This is a genomic window from Brevundimonas sp., from assembly GCF_019636155.1.
GTDB lineage: Bacteria > Pseudomonadota > Alphaproteobacteria > Caulobacterales > Caulobacteraceae > Brevundimonas.
In genome coordinates this window covers 94,109-111,665 of record NZ_JAHBYB010000006.1, presented here as the reverse complement: position 1 = coordinate 111,665, position 17,557 = coordinate 94,109, and the positions used below count along the sequence as shown (strand labels likewise).

The following is a 17,557-nucleotide window of genomic DNA, read 5'->3' as shown; positions in this document are numbered from 1 at the left end:
TCGTCCTGTCCATCAGAATACGGTCCCGTCCGAAAGAATGGTCAGGGGCGGCCCGCCCCCGGCCCGGCGCTGGGCGGCGATGCGGCGCCCGGCCGCCCAGGTGCCCGCCTCCAGCACGCTGGCCAGCGGCAGGCGGTCCGCCTCCACCCCCAGTTCGGCCCGGACCATCGGCGCGATCCGGTCCAGAAGGGCCACGGTCATCGACCGCCAGGCCACGACCAGCGGGTCCGACACCGGCCATTCCCGCGCCGCGTCCGCCGGATCGGCCAGGCTCAGAACCCCCAGGTCCATGAACAGCCCGCCGTTGCGATATTCCGCCAGCCCCGTCAGCCCGTCCAGATCGGTCACCGTCACCCCCGCCCGCTGCAGCGGCTCGACCAGGGAATAGCTCAGCCATTGCGACAGCTTGTGGATCGGAACCAGGCCGTCGGCCGCCCCCTCGCGGCGCATCGCCGGGTGCCGCCAGGTGTCGCCCAGATCGACGCCGCCCAGGCTGATCCGGTCCTGCCAGATCGGCCCCAGGGCCTCCAGCAACAGCTCCAGGATCGCCGGCGCCGGCAGGCGGTCCTCGCTGTCGGTGCGGGCGAACAACACGTCCGCCAGACCGCCCGGCCGCGGCCCGTCCTCCCGCTCGAACAGGTCCGGCCGCGCCAGGCACTGGCGCCCCAGCCGCCGCAGAAGGGCGGCCCGCCCCTCCAGTCCGACCAGGGGATTGTCCGCCGTCACCTGGAACCCGCGCGCCAGATCCTCGGCCGACAGCAGGGTCAGGCTGACCGCGTCGGCGCGCCACGGATCGTCTTCGTCGGCCGAAAATGCGCCCGCCTGGAACATCCGCAACGAAGCGACGGCCAGCCCTTCGGACCGGGCGTAGGACCGCCCCGTCGCGGCGTCGGCATAGGACCAGTCCGGCCCCGCCCCGGCGTCCAGCAGCACCGAGACCATCGCCAGGTCGAACTCGGCCCGGGCCCGCGTCGCGTCGTCGGGCCAGTCGGCGGCGTCGGCCTGCGGCCCCCACAGGTCGACGCCCTCCACCTCGAAATGCCGCCAGCGCGCATGGAACGGCGTGTCCAGGGTCGGATACCGCTCGCGCGCCACATCGGCGACATAGCGGGCCGCCTCGGGCAGGCGGTCCAGATCGACGCGCCAGTGCTCCAGTTCGCCCGCGACCCCGAGCGCCAGCATGGCCTCGGCTGTTTGTCGCACGGCGGCGGGTGTGAGCAGGCCTTTCGCCAGCCCGGCCTCAGAATTTGCCAAGGTCGCGCCCCACCACCCGGGTCAGTTCGTCCGCCGAGGCGGCGCCGTCCGGCGCGAAATAGCCCGCCGCCTTCTTGGCCTCCATCTCGACCGAAGCGTCCGGCGGAATCAGATCATCCGGAATCGGCACCCGCTCGCCGATCTCGATCCCCGATCCGGTCAGGGCGTCGTGCTTCATGTTCGACATGGAGACGAAACGGTCGATCCGCGTCACCCCCAGCCAGTGCAGGACGTCGGGCATCAGCTGCTGGAACCGCGCGTCCTGCACCCCGGCCACGCATTCGGTGCGTTCGAAATAGGTGGCCGCCTGGTCGCCGCCCGGCTGGCGCTTGCGGGCGTTGTAGACCAGGAATTTGGTCACCTCGCCCAGGGCCCGGCCCTCCTTGCGGTTATAGACGATCAGGCCGCCGCCGCCGTCCTGAGCGCCCCTTACGCACTCCTCGATCCCGTGCGTCAGATAGGGTCGGCAGGTGCAGATGTCGGATCCGAACACGTCCGAGCCGTTGCACTCGTCATGCACCCGGCAGGTCAGTCGCCGCGCCGGGTCGGCGATCGCCGCCGGGTCGCCGAAGATATACAGGGTGATGCCCCCGATGGGCGGCAGGAAGACCTTGATGTCCGGCCGGGTCACCAGGTCGGCGTACATGCCGCCGGTCTGTTCGAACAGGGTGCGGCGCAGGTCCGTCTCGCCGACGCCGAACCGTTCGGCGATGCCGGGCAGATACCAGACCGGATCAACCGCCGCCTTGGTGACAGACACGTCGCCGCTGTCGTGCACCACCTTGCCATCGACCTTCAGCCGGCCGGCGGAAATGGCCTCGGCGATCTCGGGCAGGGTCAGGCGCGCCTTGGTCACGGCGATGGTGGGGCGGATGTCGACGCCCTCGGCCAGTTCCGGGGCGAAGTCCTCGGCCACCCGTGCGCCCCAGGGGTCCAGGGAGACGATCTTGCCCGGATCGGTCCACTGGGCGAACGGCCCCATCGGGTCGGTCGGGGCGGTGTTGGTCAGGTCGGGCCGGTTGCCCGCGCTCATGGCGCCCGACGCCACCGCCAGGGCGCGATACAGCGAATACGCCCCGCCGTGGGCGCCGACGGCGTTCCGGTCCGATCCGGCCGAAGGCCCCGCCACGATCGGCCCCCGATCCCTGGCCGTGGACGCGCCCCAGGCGATCGGAAAGCGCGACGCGGCGCCCGCGCCGGGGTGGGAGTTCAGCCGGATATGGCTGGGCCGATTGGACGACATGGTTTCCTGCCTCATGCCCGGTTTGTTGCTCTTGATCTGCGCCGGACCGTTCAGGACACACCCGGAACGGACTCCTGTCCAGCGTCATTTCAACGGCGAAGATCTGGAGACCGAACATGGCCGCGCGCCCGACCTGGCAGGGACATCTGAAACTCTCTCTGGTGACCTGCCCCGTCGCCCTTTACACGGCGACGACCAAGACGAACGACATCAGCTTCCACCTGATCAACCCCAGGACCAACAACCGTATCCGCATGGTCCCGACCGATCCGGACGCCGGGCCGGTGGAGCGGTCGGACCTGGTCAAGGGCTACGAAGTGTCCAAGGACGAATACGTCCTGTTCGACGAGACCGACTTCGACAGGGTGAAGCTGGAAAGCACCCGCACCATCTCGATCGGCGAGTTCGTGGACGAGGCGGACATCGACCGCCTCTACTGGGACGACCCCTTCTATGTGGTGCCGGACAAGGGCGTCGGGATCGACGCCTTCGTCGTCATCCGCGAGGCCATGAAGGCGGCGGGCAAGGTGGCCCTGGGCTGCCTGGTGCTGCGCGGCAGGGAGCGGCGCCTGGCGCTGGAGGTGCACGGCAAGGGGCTGGTCGCCTATACCCTGCGCGCCCACGACGAGGTGCGCGCCGCCGACGACTTCTTCGACGACATTCCCTCGGTCAAGGCGGACAAGGCCATGGTCGAGATCGCCGAAAGGATCATCGCCCAGAAGCAAGCCGACTTCGACCCCAGCGAGTTCAAGGATCGCTACGACGACGCTCTGCGCGAGATGATCCGGGCCAAGCAGAAGGGGCGGAAGATCGTCGAAGCGCCCGAGCCGGACGACACCAATGTCATCGACCTGATGGCCGCCCTGCGAGACAGCCTGACGGGCTCGGCCTCCGGCGCCAAGAAGGCTCCGGCCAGGAAGGCGGCGGCGAAGAAGACCCTCGCCAGGAAGACGGCGACGAAGAAGAAGGCGGCCTAGGTTTCAATCCTCGGCCCTGTCGGCCGGCTCCAGGTCGGCGGCGTCGAAATCGTAATCCAACAGGTCCCGCGGCCGGCAGCCCAGGGCGGCGCAGAGTCGGGCCAGGGTGCGGAAGCGGATGCCCTTCACCTTGCCCGACCGGAACAGGGACAACTGGGTCTCGCTCAGTCCCACCTGGGCGGCCAGGTCGCGGGCCTTGATCCCCTTGCGGACGATCAGTTCGTCCAGGGTGACGCGGATGGGCATCAGATCATCTCGTCCAGCTCCGCCTGGGCGGCGGCGGCCTGCTCCATTACTCGGCCCAGCAGGAACAGGGCGCCGCCGATCATGCCCAGGGTCATGCCGGGCACGTCGAAATACAGATAGGCGCCACGACCGACGCCGATCAGGCGGCTGATGTTGGTCACCAGGAAGACGCTGGCGACCCCGCCGATCCCGAGCGCCAGGCCGACGCGGCGGAGGGTGTCGGCGATCGCGGGCTGCAACAGGTCGCCGGCGCCGATCCGCTTCATCGCGGCGCCGACGGACCAGACGCCGATCAGATAGCAGAAGGCGGGAAAGCCCATGATCAGCCCGTTCCAGAAACCCCGGTCCAGCACATGCTCGCCCCGCACGGCCTGGATGACGGGCAGGACCAGATACATCAGGGCCAGCAGGCCGCCCACGCTGGCGACCATGAAGACGGCCAGCCATCGGTATTGGCGGCACATGCGACGGAAACGCGTCAGATCGGCCGGGTTCAAAGCGGGGCTCCGAAGCTGTCGAAGTTTTAATCTTGACTTAAAGATATCGGCTCTGCAGCTTTATGCAAGACTTAAACAAGCCGGAGCGCCGGGACCATGTCCGCCGCCATAGAAACCCAGGGTCTGACGCGTCGTTTCGGTGCGGTCACGGCCGTCGACGCCGTTTCCATGACCGTGCCGCGCCAGGCGGTCTATGGCTTCCTGGGCCGTAACGGTGCGGGCAAGACGACCAGTTTGAAGATGCTGCTGGGCCTGCTGAGGCCCAGCGCCGGCCGCGCCCTGATCGACGGGGTCGATGTGGCGGCCGACCGGATCGGCGCGGCGCGGCGTGTCGGCGCCCTGCTGGAGGCGCATGGCTTTCAGGGTCATCTGACGGGGCGCGAGAATTTGGATCTGACCCGGCGGCTGCTGGGCCTTGCCCGCAGCGAGATCGACCGGGTGCTGGCGGTGGTCGAGATGACCGCCGACGCCAACCGCAGGGTGGGCGGCTATTCCCTGGGCATGCGCCAGCGGCTGGGTCTGGCGCGGGCCATGCTGGGCGCGCCGCCGGTGCTGATCCTGGATGAGCCGACCAACGGCCTGGACCCGGACGGGATCGCCGACATGCGCCGCTTCCTGCGGTCCCTGCCGGACCGAACCGGGGCGACCGTCCTGCTGTCCAGCCACCTGCTGGGAGAGATCGAGCAGACGGCCAGCCACGTCGGGGTGATCCACCAGGGACGGCTGGTGCTGGAAGGCGAACTGGCGGCCCTGCGCGCCGGGGTGGCGGGGCGGATCGCCCTGCGGACGACCGACCCGGCCCGCGCCCTGGCCCTGATCCGGGCAAGAGGTCTGGAGGCGGAGGTGATGGAGGAGGACATCGAGGTGCGGCTGAAGCCTGGCGTGGCGATGGACGCCGCCTCGGCGACCCTGAACCGGAGCCTGGTCGAGGCGGGGATAGAGGTCACGGCCATCGGCCCGCGCGCTCGGACGCTTGAGGGTCTATATCGCCAGGCGACCGCGGTCGAACCCGTGGCGGAGGCCGCCTGATGCTGGCCCCCCTCCATGTCGAATTCGTCAAGCTGAAGCGGTCCCTCGCGTTGGTCGTGGCCCTGCTGGCGCCCGGGCTGATCGCCCTGTTCACCTTTTTCAACGCCCTGCGGATGAAGACGCCCGGATCGTGGGACGTCTGGCTGACGTCCTCGGCCGGAATCTGGGCCTTCTTCATGCTGCCCATGAGCGTGACGGCCCTGACCGCCCTGGTCGCGCACATGGAGCATGGACCGCGGACCTGGGATCATCTGCGGGCCCTGCCGGTTCCGCGCTGGCGGCTGTATGCGGCCAAGGCGGTCGGCGTCCTGGCCCTGGTCGCTCTGATGTCCGTCGCGGTCCCGACGCTGAGCTGGGCCGCGCTGCAGGCGGGGTCCGCGATCCAGCCGGGGATCCGGCCGACCGGCGTCGTCGACTGGGGTCATCAGGCCGGGGTGCTGGGGCGGATGTATCTGGCGGCCCTGATGCTGATCGCCATCCAGCTGTGGGTCGCCCTGCGGTTCCACAGCTTCGTGCCGGCGCTGTCGGTGGGGATCGGCGGGACCTTCTTCGCCGTGGTCGCCACCTCGGCCAAACAGGGGGTCTTCCTGCCCTGGCAGATGCCGGTGAACATGCTTGCGTCCGAGCCGTGGCGCGTCCAGACGGCCCTGGGCCTGGGCTGCGTCGGAGGGCTTGCGGTCCTGGTGCTGATGCTGGTCAGCCTGAGCCGCAGAGAGGTGCGCTAGAGGCCCAGCGTCTTCAGGATGGGCTTCAGGCTGACGGCCGAGGCGCGGAAATCTTTCCAGGGGTCAGGCTTTTTCAGCAGGGCGGGCGCCGTGTGCACGGTGAAGGCCCTGGGGTTCAGGCCCGCCTTCACCTGGGTCCAGCTGAGCGGAAAGGCGATGGTCGCGCCAGGGCGGGCGCGGGGCGACCAGGGAGCGACGGCCGTCGCCATGCGGCCGTTGCGCAGATAGTCCAGGAAGATCTTCCCGCCCCGCGCCTTCTTGGCCAGGGTGGTGGTGAACCGGTCCGGATGGGCGACGCGAACCCGTTCAGAGACGGCCTTGGCGAAGGCCTTGGCCTGGTCCCATTCGATGCGGCTGCGGGCGTCGGATCGGATCGGGACCACCACATGCAGCCCCTTGCCGCCCGTCGTCTTGACGAAGGGTTTGAGGCCCAGCTCCTCCAGTTCGGCCTTCACCAGCCGGGCCGCGGCGATGACGTCGGCGAAGTCCAGGCCCTCGTCCGGGTCCAGGTCGAAGGTGATCTGTTCGGGCGTTTCCGGATCGTCCGGCCGCGCGCCCCAGGGGTGCAGCTCCAGTCCGCCGGACTGTCCGATGGCGACCAGGCCGCCGACGTCCGAGACCCCGACATAGGGCTTACGTTCCTTCACATCGATCAGCTTCAGACGCGGGTTGTGGCCCCGCATGGCGTGGCGCTGAAAGAAGCGCTCGCCGCCGATCCCCTCCGGCGCCCGGATGATCGACACCGGCCGATCCGCCACATGAGGCAACAGGCGCGGCGCGGCCATTTCGTAATATCGGGCCAGATCGGCCTTGGTCACGGCGGGGTGGCCATCCTGGGCCGGCCACAGCACCTTGTCGGGGTTGGACAGGGTGACCCCGGCGACGATCAGCTTGTTCTTGGCGTCGGGCGATCGTGCCGGCGCCTTGACCGTCGAGGCCGGAGGCTGGGGCGGCTGGGTGACCTCGGCGGCCGTCTTGTCCTCGCGTAGGCCCATGTAGGCGGCGTGCCGGACCGAGCCGCCCTCGGTCAGGCCGGCGTGCTCGATCTCGGCCACCAGGACGGGTCTGACCCAGTGGATGTCCCGACCGCCTTTCGGCCGGCTCTTGCCGGCGAAGGGATTGTCATCGCTGGCCTGGGCCTTCAGCGCCGTGATCAGGGGCTTGGCCAGGGTCGCCGAGAAGCCGGTTCCGACCTTGCCCTGATAGGTCAGGCCGCCCTTGCCGCGCACTCCGACCAGCAGGGAGCGCAGCCGCGCCCCGCCCTCGGATGACCAGCCTCCGATGACCACCTCGTCCCGGCCCCGGCATTTGGACTTGATCCAGGTCGGGCCGCGACCGGCGCGATAGGGGGCGTCCAGCTTCTTGGAGATGACGCCTTCCAGGTCCATGCGGCAGGCGCTGTCCAGCACGGCCTGGCCGGTGGTGGCGAAATGCTCGACATAGCGCAGGCTGGGGCCGGCCTTGCCGACGCGATCGCACCAGGCCTGGAGCCGCGCCTTGCGATGCGACAGGGGCAGGTCGCGCAGGTCCTCGGCGCCCTCGAACAGAAGGTCGAAGGCGAAATAGATCAGGTCTTCGGTGCGGGCTTCCGAGATCGCCGCCTGAAGGGCCGAGAAGTCCGGCGCATGGTCGGCGTTCAGGGCGCACAGTTCGCCGTCGACCACGGCGTCGGGCCAGTCCGCGGCCTGTTCGGCCAGGGCCGGGAATTTGTCGGACCAGTCCAGCCCCTTGCGTGTCCGCAGGGTCGCCCTGCCGCCGCCGACCGCGATCTGGATGCGATAGCCGTCGAACTTGATCTCGTGCGCCCAGCCGGCGCCGGGCGGCGGATGGTCGGCCAGCTTGCACAGCTGGATGGGCACGAAGGCGTGGGGCTTCTTCGCCGTCGCGGCCTGGGCCTTGGTCGGCTTCGGCCTGGAGGGCCCCTTGCGGGCGACGGGCCTGGAGGCGGTCCACTGGCGTTTGCCGTCGGCGATCTCCGCCAGGGTGCGGCCGGTGGTGACCGAGGCGTCGATCTCCATGTTCGCGTCGCCCTCGCCGGCGACGGCGTGCTCGTCCCTCTCCTTGATCAGCAGCCAATTGTTACGCTTGGACGGCTTGCCGCGGTCGGCCTTCAGGCGGATCAGGGCCCATTTGCCCTGCAGCCTCTCGCCATGCAGGACCATCTTGATCTGGCCCCGGGCGAAGGCGGCGTCGAGATCGGGCTCCTGCGGCTCCCAGGTTCCCGCATCCCACATCTGCACCGTTCCGGCGCCGTAGTTGCCGGAGGGGATCGTCCCCTCGAACCCGCCATAGCTGATCGGGTGATCCTCGACCTCGACCGCCAGCCGCTTGACGGCCGGGTCGCGCGACGGCGCCTTGGTTATGGCCCAGGACTTCAGCACCCCGTCATGCTCGATGCGGAAATCATAATGCAGCCGCGTCGCCGCATGACGCTGGATCAGGAAGCGCAGGCCCTTGCCCCGGCGGCCCTTCTCCTTGACGCCCTTCGGCTCCGGAGTGGCGGAGAAATTCCGCTTGGCCTGGTAGGTCTTCAGTTCGCCGCGCATGGCGGCTGAACGCGCCAGACGCGGAATGGCTCAGCCTGTCAGGGCCGCGTCTGGCCCTGGCCGCGCACGACGTATTTGTAAGTGGTCAGTTGCTCGGCCCCCACCGGGCCGCGGGCGTGCAGGCGCGAGGTGGAGATGCCGATCTCGCCGCCGAAGCCGAACTCTCCGCCGTCGGCGAACTGGGTCGAGGCGTTGACCAGGACGATGGCGCTGTCGACCACCGCCGCGAACCGCTCGGCCGCGTCGGCGTCGGCGGTGATGATGGCCTCGGTGTGGCCCGAACCATGGCGGCGGATGTGATCGACCGCCCCGTTCAGATCCTCGACGATGCGAACCGACAGGATCGGCGCCAGGTATTCGGTGGTCCAGTCGGCCTCGGTCGCCTCGGCCATGCCGGGGACCAGGGCGCGGGCGGCGGGGTCGCCGCGCAGTTCGCAACCGGCGGCCATCAGGTCGGCGGCGACCGGCGGCAGCAGGCGCTCGGCGCCCGCGCGATCGACCAGCAGGGTCTCGGTCGCCCCGCAGACCGAGACGCGCCGCATCTTGGCGTTCAGCACCACCTGCCGGGCCACGTCCAGATCGGCGCCCTGGTGCAGATAGGTGTGGCACAGACCTTCCAGATGACCCAGGACCGGCGCCCGCGCTTCGGCCTGGACCCGCGCGACCAGGCTCTTGCCCCCGCGCGGGATCAGCAGGTCCACCGTCCCCTCCAGTCCGGACAGCAGATGGCCCACGGCGGCGCGGTCGGGCGTGGCGATCAGCTGGATTGCATCGGCGGGCAGGCCGGCGGCCGACAGGGCCTGGCCCACTACCTGGGCGATGGCCAGGGACGACTGCAGGCAGTCCGAGCCGCAGCGCAGGATGGCCGCGTTGCCCGACCGGATGCACAGGGCGGCGGCGTCGGCGGTGACATTGGGCCGGCTTTCGTAAATGACGCCCAGCACCCCGATGGGGGTGCGGACCCGCGCGATGTCCAGGCCGTTGGCGGGGGTCCAGCGGGCCAGTTCGGCGCCCAGGGGGTCCGCCACGTCGGCGATGGTCGCCACAGCCTCGGCCATGGCCTGGACCCGCGCGGGCGTCAGGGCCAGGCGGTCGATCAGGGCCTCCGACAGACCGGCGTCGCGCGCGGCGGCGATGTCGCGGGCGTTGGCCGCGAGGATGGCGTCCTGGGCCTCGGCCAGACCCCGGGACAGGGCCGTCAGGGCCTCGGTGCGCGCCTGGGCCGGCGCCTGGGCAAGGGCGTGGGCGGCGGCGCGGGCGCGGCGGCCGATGTCCAGCATCCGGTCGTGCAGATCGCTCATCGGGCCTCCAGAACCATGTCGTCGCGGTGGATCGCCACGGCCGGGCCGCGATAGCCCAGCATCGCCTCGATCTCGTCGCTGCGGCGGCCGCGTATGCGGGCCATGTCCTCGGCCGGATAGGCCGCCAGCCCGACGCCCAGGGCCGCGCCGTCAGGGCCGCTCAGGCGCACGCAGTCACCCTTCTCGAACCCGCCCTGCACCGCCGTGATCCCGCTGGGCAGCAGGCTCTTGCCGCTGGCCAGGGCCTGGGCGGCGCCGGCGTCCAGCACCAGGGTCCCGGCCGGCGCCAGACTGCCCGCGATCCACTGTTTGTAGGCCTGCATCGGGCCGGACGGGGCGGTGATCAGGGTTGCCGCCGCCCCTTCGGCCACCGCCTTCAACGGATGGGGCGCCAGGCCCGAGGCGATGACGGTGGCGCACCCGGCCGAGCGGGCGATCTGGGCCGCCGCCAGCTTGGTCGCCATGCCGCCCGTGCCAACCCCGGCGCCCGCGTTCGCCCCGCCGGCCATGGCAAGGACCTCGGGCCCCAGGCTTTCGACCACGGGCAGATGGCGGGCGGCGGGATCGTGGCGCGGATCGGCGCTGTAGAGACCGTCCACGTCGGACAGCAGCACCAGCAGGTCCGCCCGCGCCAACTGGGCCGCGCGCGCCGCCAGCCGGTCGTTGTCGCCATAGCGGATTTCCTCGGTCGCCACCGTGTCGTTCTCATTGACCACCGGGACGACGCCGTGCCCCAGCAGGGCGTCGACCGTGGCCCGGGCGTTCAGCCAGCGACGCCGCCGCTCGGTATCGTCGCGGGTCAGCAGGATCTGCGCCGCCACCAGGCCGTGTGGCACCAGCGCCTCTTCCCAGGCGTGCATCAGCAGGGACTGGCCCACGGCGGCGGCGGCCTGTTTGTCCTCCAGGCCTCCTGCGGCGACGCCCAGCCGTCCGCGCCCCAGGGCCACGGCGCCGGACGAGACGACGATGACCTGGCGGCCCTCGGCCCTAAGGGCGGCGATGTCGGCGGCCAGGGCGGCCAGCCAGTCGCGCGCCACCCCGCGCGCCTGGCCCTGGATCAACAGGGCCGAGCCGATCTTGACCACGATGCGCCGCGCCCCGGCCAGGGCCGAAGCGGCGCCGGGCCGCTGGGGGAGGGCAGGGGCGTCGGACACGGCTTCTCCATACGGCCGCGCCCGGGGAAACGAAAGCGCCTTGCCGGGACGCCGGCCGCGCTCCAAACAGGGCGGGATGTTGGATCAACTCTCTCCCATCGCCGCCGGCGCCCTGGGCAGTCTGGTCGCCGGTCTGATGACCGCCGTGGGCGCCCTGCCGCTGCTGTTCATGCGGACCCCGTCGAAACAGACCGAGAGCGTGCTTCTGGGCTTCGCCGCCGGGGTCATGCTGGCGGCTTCGTTCTTCTCGCTGATCATCCCCGGCGTCGGAGTGCTGGAAGATCATGGGACGGGCCGCGCCATGGCCGCCGGGGTCATGGCCGTCGCGGTGCTGCTGGGCGCCGTCGCGGTAGGGCTGCTGAACCGGTTCGCCCCGGTCGACATGCTGGCCATCGGCCCGGCAGGGTCCAAGGATCTGGCCCGGCGCATCTGGCTGTTCGTCTTCGCCATCACCCTGCACAACTTCCCAGAGGGCGCGGCGGTCGGCTTCGCCTTCGGCGGCGGCGACATGAGCCAGGGCCTGTCGACGGCCCTGGGCATCGGCATCCAGAACATGCCCGAGGGCCTGGCCGTGGCCGCCGCAATGGGCGCCCTGGGCTGGGGCCGGCGGGCCGCCTTCGCCGCCGCCCTGGCCTCGGGCCTGGTCGAGCCGGTGGGGGGGCTGATCGGCGCGGGCCTGGTCGCCCTGCTGCCGGCGCTGTTGCCCTGGGGCCTGGGGCTGGCGGCGGGGGCGATGATCTATGTCGTAGCCGCCGAGATCATTCCCGAGACCCGCAGCAACGCCGGGGACGAACGCTCCATGGTCGGCCTGATGATCGGCCTGGTCGGGATGATGTTCCTGGACATCGCCCTGGGGTGACCCGGCCGTCGTGATCGTGAATTGCCGCGCCGTGCAAAGATGTCCTTAGTGGCGGTCATGATCCGCCTGCCGTCCAGCCTTGTCCTGCCCCTGGTTCTTCTGGGCCTGGGCGCCCCCGCCCCCGCCCTGGCCCGACCGCCGGAAGCGCCCGTTTCCGCCGCGCCCGCCGCCGCCGCCGACCGGGCGCGGATGAACCAGCGGGTGTTCGACGCCGTCTGGGAGGAGGTCCGGCGCGCCTATTACGACCCCGGCCTGCACGGGGTGGACTGGCGCGCCGCGCGCGAGACCTGGCGGCCCCGGGCCCTGGCCGCCCAGGACGAGCGCCAGCTGTACCGCGCCCTGTCCGGCATGCTCGATCTTCTGGACGACGACCATGCGGGCGCCCAGCCTCCGGCGGGGGTGCGCCGTCAGGAGGCGCTGCGCCAGCGCCGGGCGGTGATCGGCTTCACCCTGGCGCGCGAGGCGGACGCCACCTATCGCGTCGAACAGGTCCGCGCCGGTTCGCCCGCCGACGAGGCCGGCATCGGCCTGGGCTGGCGGCTGCGGGCCATCGACGGCCAGGACTGGGGGCCGGATTTCGACGTGGTCGAGGGGCGGGAGGTGCGGCTCAGCCTGATCGACGACGCCGGCGCCGAGCGCGAAACCGTGGTCGTTCCCCGCGTCATGGAGCCGATCCCGGCCTTCTCGGCCGACCGGTCGCGGCCGGGGGTGGTGGTGCTGAGGGCCGAAGGGTTCGAGGCGGGCCTGGGCCGCTGGGTGGCCGAACAGCTGCGCGACGTGGCGCCCGAGACGGACATCGTCCTGGACCTGCGCAGCAACCCCGGCGGGCGGCTGAACGAGGTGGAGGCGGTGCTGGCCTGCTTCCTGCCGCGCGGCCAGGAATGGGCCCGGCGGACGGGCCGCAACGGCCGGGTCGTGGTGCTGCGCGCCCAGTCGGGCTGCGGCGGTCGTGATGCGCCCCTGACCAACGATCTCGCCGTCCTGGTCGACGGCGCCAGCCGCAGCGCGGCCGAACTGACCCCCGCCGCCCTGCAACAGTTCAACCGCGCCGTGGTGGTGGGGGAGAAGACGGCCGGGGCGGTGCTGATCTCGCAGGACACCGACCTGCCGGACGGCGGGCGGCTGACGCTCAGCCGCGCCGACCTGGTGATGCGCGACGGGGCGCGGCTGGAGAAGACGGGGGTGACGCCCGACGCCGTGGTCCCCCGCTCGATCCAGGACCGCCGCGAAGGTCGGGATCCGCAGCTGGAAGCGGCGATCGAACTGCTGGCGCGCTCCTAACCGGTGACGACCCGCACCCGCCCGGCCGCCTGGCGCGCCCGCTCGCGCGCCTGATCGACCGTGTCGCCACGGGCGGTCGCCACCCCCATGCGGCGGCGTTCGAAACTTTCCGGCTTGCCGAACAGTCGCAGGTCGGCGGTCGGGACCGACAGGGCCTGGGCCACGCCCTCGAAGACGAAGCCCGTCCCCTCCAGCCCGCCATAGATGACGGCGCTGGCGGCTGTGTCGCGGCGCGCAACATCGACGGGCAGGCCCAGGATGGCGCGGGCGTGCAGGGCGAATTCGCTCATCGTCTGGCTGGCCAGGGTGACCAGGCCGGTGTCGTGCGGGCGCGGCGACACCTCCGAGAACCAGACGTCATCGCCCTTCACGAACAGTTCGACGCCGAAGACGCCCAGGCCGCCCAGGGCATCGGTGACCTTTCCGGCGATCTCCTGCGCGCGGGCCAGGGCGGCGGCTGACATGGCCTGGGGCTGCCAGCTTTCGACATAGTCGCCGCGTTCCTGACGGTGGCCGATGGGGTCGCAGAAGTCGGTGACCACCGCGCCGTCGCGCATCGAGCGCACGGTCAGCAGGGTGATCTCGAAATCGAAATCGATCCGGCCCTCCACGATCACCCGCGTCGTCTCGACCCGGCCGCCGGACTGGGCGTAGGCCCAGGCGTTGGGCGCCTCGTCCAGAGCCTCGACGACGCTCTGGCCCTTGCCCGATGAGGACATGACCGGCTTGACGAAGACCGGCAGGCCGATCCGCTGCGCCGCCTCGGCCAGTTCGGCGGCCGAGCCGACGAAGGCATAGGGGCTGGTCGGCAGGCCCAGGTCTTCCGCCGCCAGACGACGGATGCCCTCGCGGTTCATGGTCAGCTGGGTCGCCCGGGCAGTGGGAATGACGGTGGCCGGCCCGGCCGCCTCGATCCCCGCCAGAACCTCGGTGGCGATGGCCTCGATCTCGGGCACGATGATGTGCGGCGCCTCGGCCAGGATGACGCCGTTCAGCACCTGGGGATCGGTCATGGGGATGACATGGCAGCGATGCGCCACCTGCATGGCTGGGGCGTTGGCGTAGCGATCGACCGCGATCACCTCGGCGCCCAGGCGCTGCAACTCGATGGCCACCTCCTTGCCCAGTTCGCCCGCGCCCAGAAGCATGACGCGGACGGCGGTGTCGGAGAGGGGGGCGCCGAGTTTCATCATCGTCTCCACTTCCCTCTCCCGGCGGGAGAGGGCTTGAGCGCACGGCGGCGTAGCCGTCGTTCTTGCGCGAAAGGGTGAGGGGTTACGGTGCGAAACGTCAAACGCCGGACGCCCTCACCCTCCCACTCGCTAACGCGAGCGGGCCCCTCCCTCTCCCCTCGGGAGAGGGTTCAGGAAAGGCGAGCTTTCGCCGCCGCGACCACCGCATCGGCCGTGATGCCGAACTCGCGGTAAAGGACGTCGGCCGGGGCGCTGGCGCCAAAGCCGGTCATGCCGACAAAACCCCCGTCTTCGCCTATGAAACGGTCCCAGCCCTGGCGGATGGCGGCCTCGACGGCGACGCGCACCGTGCCGCGCCCGATGACGCTGGCCTGGTATTTCGCCGTCTGCTGCTCGAACAGTTCGAAGCAGGGGGCCGAGACGACGCGGGTCGGCGTCCCTTCGGCCTCCAGAGTCTCGGCGGCTTTCAGGGCGACGGGGACCTCCGTGCCGGTGGCGAACAGGGTGACCTTCGCGGCGCCCGACGCCGCCTTCAGCTCATAGGCGCCGCGGGCCGACAGGTTCTCGGTCGCCGCCGTGGTGCGCACCGCCGCCGTCTTCTGGCGCGACAGGGCCAGGGCCGAGGGCGCGGTCTTGTGTTCCAGCGCCAGCTTCCAGCACTCCATGGCCTCGACCGTGTCGGCCGGGCGGAAGACCAGCAGGTTCGGAATGGCGCGCAGGGCGGCCAGATGCTCGACCGGCTGGTGCGTCGGGCCGTCTTCGCCCAGGCCGATGCTGTCGTGGGTCAGGACGTGGATCGCCCGCACCCCCATCAGGGCCGCGAGGCGGATCGAGGGACGGCTGTAGTCCGAGAACACCATGAAGGTGCCGCCATAGGGGATGATCCCGCCGTGCAGGGCCATGCCGTTCATGGCCGCCGCCATGCCGTGCTCGCGGATGCCCCAGTTGACATAGCGGCCCGCATAGTCGGGCGCGTCGAAGATCGGCGTCCCCTTGACGAAGGTGTTGTTCGAGCCGGTCAGGTCGGCCGAGCCGCCGATCATCTCGGGGATGGCGCTGAACAGCTCATCCAGGGCCGCGCCCGACGACTGGCGCGTGGCCTGGGCCGGCTTCGTCTCCACCAGTTCGGCGATCTTGGCGTCCAGCCTGTCGAAGGCGCCGGCGGGCAGGTCGCCCTTCATGGCGCGGGTGAAATCGGCGGCCTGGCCGCTGGCGGCCAGGCGCGCCTCCCAGGCCTTGCGCAGCTTGGCGCCGCGACGCCCGACCTTGCGCCACGCCTTCTCGACCGCCTCGGGCAGTTCGAACGGATCGTGGGTCCAACCCAGGCCCAGGCGGGTGGCGGCGATCTCGGCGGCGCCCAGGGCGGCGCCGTGGGTCTTGTGGCTGCCTTCCATCGTCGCGGCGCCGCGGCCGATGCGGGTCTTGCAGGCGATCAGGGTCGGCCTGTCCTGTTTCGTCGCCCACTGCAGGGCCGATTTGACGGCCTTCATGTCGTGGCCGTCGACGGCCTTCACGGCCCAGCCGGCGGCCTTGAAACGCATCTTCTGATCGGTGGCGTCCGACAGGCCGACGGCGCCGTCGATGGTGATGGAATTGTCGTCCCACAGCACCGTCAGCCGGTCCAGCTTATAGCGCCCGGCCAGGGTGATGGCCTCCTGGCTGACCCCTTCCATCAGGCAGCCGTCGCCGGCGATGACCCAGGTGCGGTGATCGACCAGATCGGCGCCATAGCGCGCCGCCAGATGCCGCTCGGCTATGGCGAAGCCGACAGCGTTGGCCAGGCCCTGGCCCAGAGGTCCGGTGGTCGTCTCGACACCCGGCATGTGGCCGTATTCCGGGTGGCCCGCCGTCTTCGATCCCCACTGGCGGAAGCTGGACAGCTGTTCCTTGGTCGCGGCCTTGTAGCCGGTCAGATGCAGCAGGGCGTAGATCAGCATCGAGCCGTGGCCCGCCGACAGGATGAACCGGTCGCGGTCGGCCCAGTCGGGGCGGCTGGCGTCGAACTTCAGGAATTTCGAGAACAGCACCGTCGCCACATCGGCCATGCCCATGGGCATGCCGGGATGCCCGCTGTTGGCCTTTTCGACCCCGTCCATGGCCAGGACGCGGATCGCGTCGGCCATCTGTTTCGGAGTGGCCTTTTCGGATGCGGGGGCGGCTTGGGTCATGGCTGGACCTTCGGACGGCGACGGAAAAAGGGGGCGCGCCGCCTTTACCCCGGCGCGCGGGCGGGTTCTATACGGATTCTGGAGGTAAGCGACCGATGGCCGACGCCACGACCGCCGCGAAACAGAGGATCGACCGCGCCCTGGCCGCGCTGGAACGCCGGGTGATGGACATCAAGGCCCGGTCCGCCGCCGCGACCGTGGCGGAAGACGATCTGTTCGCCGCCCACGACCCGGCCGCCGCCACCCGCATCGCCGAACTGGAGGCCGCGGGGCGCGAGGCGTCCGACGCCCTGTCGCGCGCCGCCGACGAACTGCGCCACATGCTGAGCGGGGCGGACTGATGGCGACGGTCACGGTGGACATCAACGGCCGCCCCTACGCTGTCGGCTGTGCGGACGGGCAGGAGGAGCGGGTCCGCGTCCTGGCGCGCCAGTTCGACGCCCATGTGCGCCAGGTCGGCCGCGACGTCGGCCATGTCGGCGACATCCGCCTATTCCTGATGGCGGCCCTGGTCCTGGCCGATGAACTGCAGGAGGCGCGCCTGGCCCAGGCGAACGGCGGAACGGTCGCCCCTCCGACAGGAGAGGCCGAGGCGGGAGTGGCCGAGGCGCTGAACGCCGTCGCCGCCCGCATCGAGAAGATCGCCCAGAGTCTGTGATCCCGTCTCCTCCCCATTCCATGAGGAGGGGGACCGCCGCAGGCGGTGGAGGGGTTCTTCACGACACGACGAAAAGAACTCCTCCGTCTCGTCGGCTGGGCCGCCGAACCGCCTCCCCATTGTCATGGGGAGGAGACGCCAATCCCCGCCATTGTTCCGCCCCCGGTCCGGGCCTATCTTGATCGGCGGCGGGTCCTGCTGCGGCTCTCGTCGGAGGCGACTTATCCTCGCGACCTTAATTCACTCGAAGGGAGCTGTCCCTGTTTGGGCTCGAGGGCCTGGGCACACGGCGCCCACCTGGTTATCCAGGTCGAGAGGATTGAACAGTCCTCCACGGTTCTCGCGGCGCCGCCAAGTTTTCTTGCTTGCCCCTAACGCTCGCCGCGCGGCGGCTCGCTGCTTGAGGGGTTTTCTTGCCCCTAACGC

At 70.7% G+C, this 17,557-nt stretch carries 16 protein-coding genes and 1 other RNA gene; 8 read left to right on the top strand and 9 right to left on the bottom strand.

What is annotated here, in order from left to right; translation table 11 throughout:
• Positions 1-12 precede the first annotated feature (12 nt).
• Both KF910_RS08665 and KF910_RS08660 read right to left on the bottom strand, forming a co-directional pair.
• A complete protein-coding gene (locus KF910_RS08665) occupies positions 13-1,254 on the bottom strand; it encodes a URC4/urg3 family protein (RefSeq protein WP_292260662.1) in 1,242 nt (413 codons plus the stop codon).
• Positions 1,241-2,512 carry a GTP cyclohydrolase II gene (locus tag KF910_RS08660; RefSeq protein ID WP_292260659.1) on the bottom strand — a complete coding sequence of 424 codons (1,272 nt, stop codon included), beginning with the start codon at positions 2,510-2,512 and terminating at the stop codon, positions 1,241-1,243. Before KF910_RS08660 ends, KF910_RS08665 begins: the two co-directional genes overlap by 14 nt.
• A 101-nt stretch (positions 2,513-2,613) precedes the next feature.
• On the opposite strand from KF910_RS08660, the gene KF910_RS08655 reads away from it, so the two are divergent.
• Positions 2,614-3,474 carry a Ku protein gene (locus tag KF910_RS08655; RefSeq protein ID WP_292260657.1) on the top strand — a complete coding sequence of 287 codons (861 nt, stop codon included), beginning with the start codon at positions 2,614-2,616 and terminating at the stop codon, positions 3,472-3,474.
• 3 nt (positions 3,475-3,477) lie between these two features.
• On the opposite strand, the gene KF910_RS08650 is transcribed toward KF910_RS08655, so the two are convergent.
• On the bottom strand, positions 3,478-3,720 hold the full coding sequence (locus tag KF910_RS08650) for a helix-turn-helix domain-containing protein (protein ID WP_292260653.1): 243 nt from the start codon (positions 3,718-3,720) through the stop codon (positions 3,478-3,480).
• Entirely contained in the window at positions 3,720-4,217 is a 498-nt protein-coding gene (locus KF910_RS08645; protein WP_292260650.1) for a DUF2975 domain-containing protein, read from the bottom strand. The genes KF910_RS08650 and KF910_RS08645 overlap by 1 nt, the downstream gene beginning before the upstream one ends.
• A gap of 96 nt (positions 4,218-4,313) precedes the next feature.
• Between KF910_RS08645 and KF910_RS08640 the strand changes: the two genes are divergently transcribed.
• Together KF910_RS08640 and KF910_RS08635 are read left to right on the top strand one after the other, a co-directional pair.
• A complete protein-coding gene (locus tag KF910_RS08640) occupies positions 4,314-5,246 on the top strand; it encodes an ABC transporter ATP-binding protein (RefSeq protein WP_292260648.1) in 933 nt (310 codons plus the stop codon).
• Positions 5,246-5,971, top strand: coding sequence for an ABC transporter permease (locus KF910_RS08635; protein WP_292260647.1), 726 nt, complete (start codon positions 5,246-5,248; stop codon positions 5,969-5,971). The genes KF910_RS08640 and KF910_RS08635 overlap by 1 nt, the downstream gene beginning before the upstream one ends.
• On the opposite strand, the gene ligD is transcribed toward KF910_RS08635, so the two are convergent.
• The 3 genes from ligD to proB are packed head-to-tail and all read right to left on the bottom strand — an operon-like array spanning position 5,968 to position 10,972.
• Positions 5,968-8,517: a DNA ligase D gene (gene ligD / locus KF910_RS08630; RefSeq protein ID WP_292260644.1), complete on the bottom strand. Its 2,550-nt coding sequence runs from the start codon at positions 8,515-8,517 to the stop codon at positions 5,968-5,970. The genes KF910_RS08635 and ligD overlap by 4 nt on opposite strands.
• Positions 8,518-8,555: 38 nt before the next feature.
• On the bottom strand, positions 8,556-9,818 hold the full coding sequence (locus tag KF910_RS08625; RefSeq protein WP_292260642.1) for a glutamate-5-semialdehyde dehydrogenase: 1,263 nt from the start codon (positions 9,816-9,818) through the stop codon (positions 8,556-8,558).
• The gene (proB, locus tag KF910_RS08620) at positions 9,815-10,972 is read right to left on the bottom strand and encodes a glutamate 5-kinase (protein WP_292260638.1); all 1,158 of its coding nucleotides are present in this window, start codon (positions 10,970-10,972) and stop codon (positions 9,815-9,817) included. Before proB ends, KF910_RS08625 begins: the two co-directional genes overlap by 4 nt.
• A 76-nt stretch (positions 10,973-11,048) precedes the next feature.
• Between proB and KF910_RS08615 the strand changes: the two genes are divergently transcribed.
• Complete coding sequence (locus KF910_RS08615) at positions 11,049-11,831, top strand: ZIP family metal transporter (RefSeq protein WP_292260636.1); 783 nt, start codon at positions 11,049-11,051, stop codon at positions 11,829-11,831.
• Positions 11,832-11,888: 57 nt separating this feature from the next.
• A complete protein-coding gene (locus KF910_RS08610) occupies positions 11,889-13,112 on the top strand; it encodes a S41 family peptidase (RefSeq protein ID WP_292260875.1) in 1,224 nt (407 codons plus the stop codon).
• Here KF910_RS08610 and purT read toward each other — a convergent pair.
• Together purT and tkt are read right to left on the bottom strand one after the other, a co-directional pair.
• A complete protein-coding gene (gene purT / locus KF910_RS08605) occupies positions 13,109-14,302 on the bottom strand; it encodes a formate-dependent phosphoribosylglycinamide formyltransferase (protein ID WP_292260634.1) in 1,194 nt (397 codons plus the stop codon). The two genes, KF910_RS08610 and purT, sit on opposite strands and share 4 nt — an antisense overlap.
• 173 nt (positions 14,303-14,475) lie before the next feature.
• Positions 14,476-16,428, bottom strand: a complete 1,953-nt coding sequence (gene tkt, locus KF910_RS08600) for a transketolase (protein ID WP_416354691.1) — start codon at positions 16,426-16,428, stop codon at positions 14,476-14,478.
• A gap of 140 nt (positions 16,429-16,568) precedes the next feature.
• Here tkt and KF910_RS08595 point away from each other — a divergent pair, with 140 nt between their 5' ends.
• The 3 genes from KF910_RS08595 to ssrS all read left to right on the top strand — a co-directional run bounded on the left by KF910_RS08595 (position 16,569) and on the right by ssrS (position 17,484).
• Positions 16,569-16,814, top strand: a complete 246-nt coding sequence (locus KF910_RS08595) for a hypothetical protein (protein WP_292260629.1) — start codon at positions 16,569-16,571, stop codon at positions 16,812-16,814.
• Positions 16,814-17,131, top strand: coding sequence for a cell division protein ZapA (locus KF910_RS08590; protein ID WP_292260626.1), 318 nt, complete (start codon positions 16,814-16,816; stop codon positions 17,129-17,131). The genes KF910_RS08595 and KF910_RS08590 overlap by 1 nt, the downstream gene beginning before the upstream one ends.
• Before the next feature lie 192 nt (positions 17,132-17,323).
• A non-coding RNA gene (ssrS, locus tag KF910_RS08585) (6S RNA) lies at positions 17,324-17,484 on the top strand.
• Positions 17,485-17,557 lie beyond the last annotated feature (73 nt).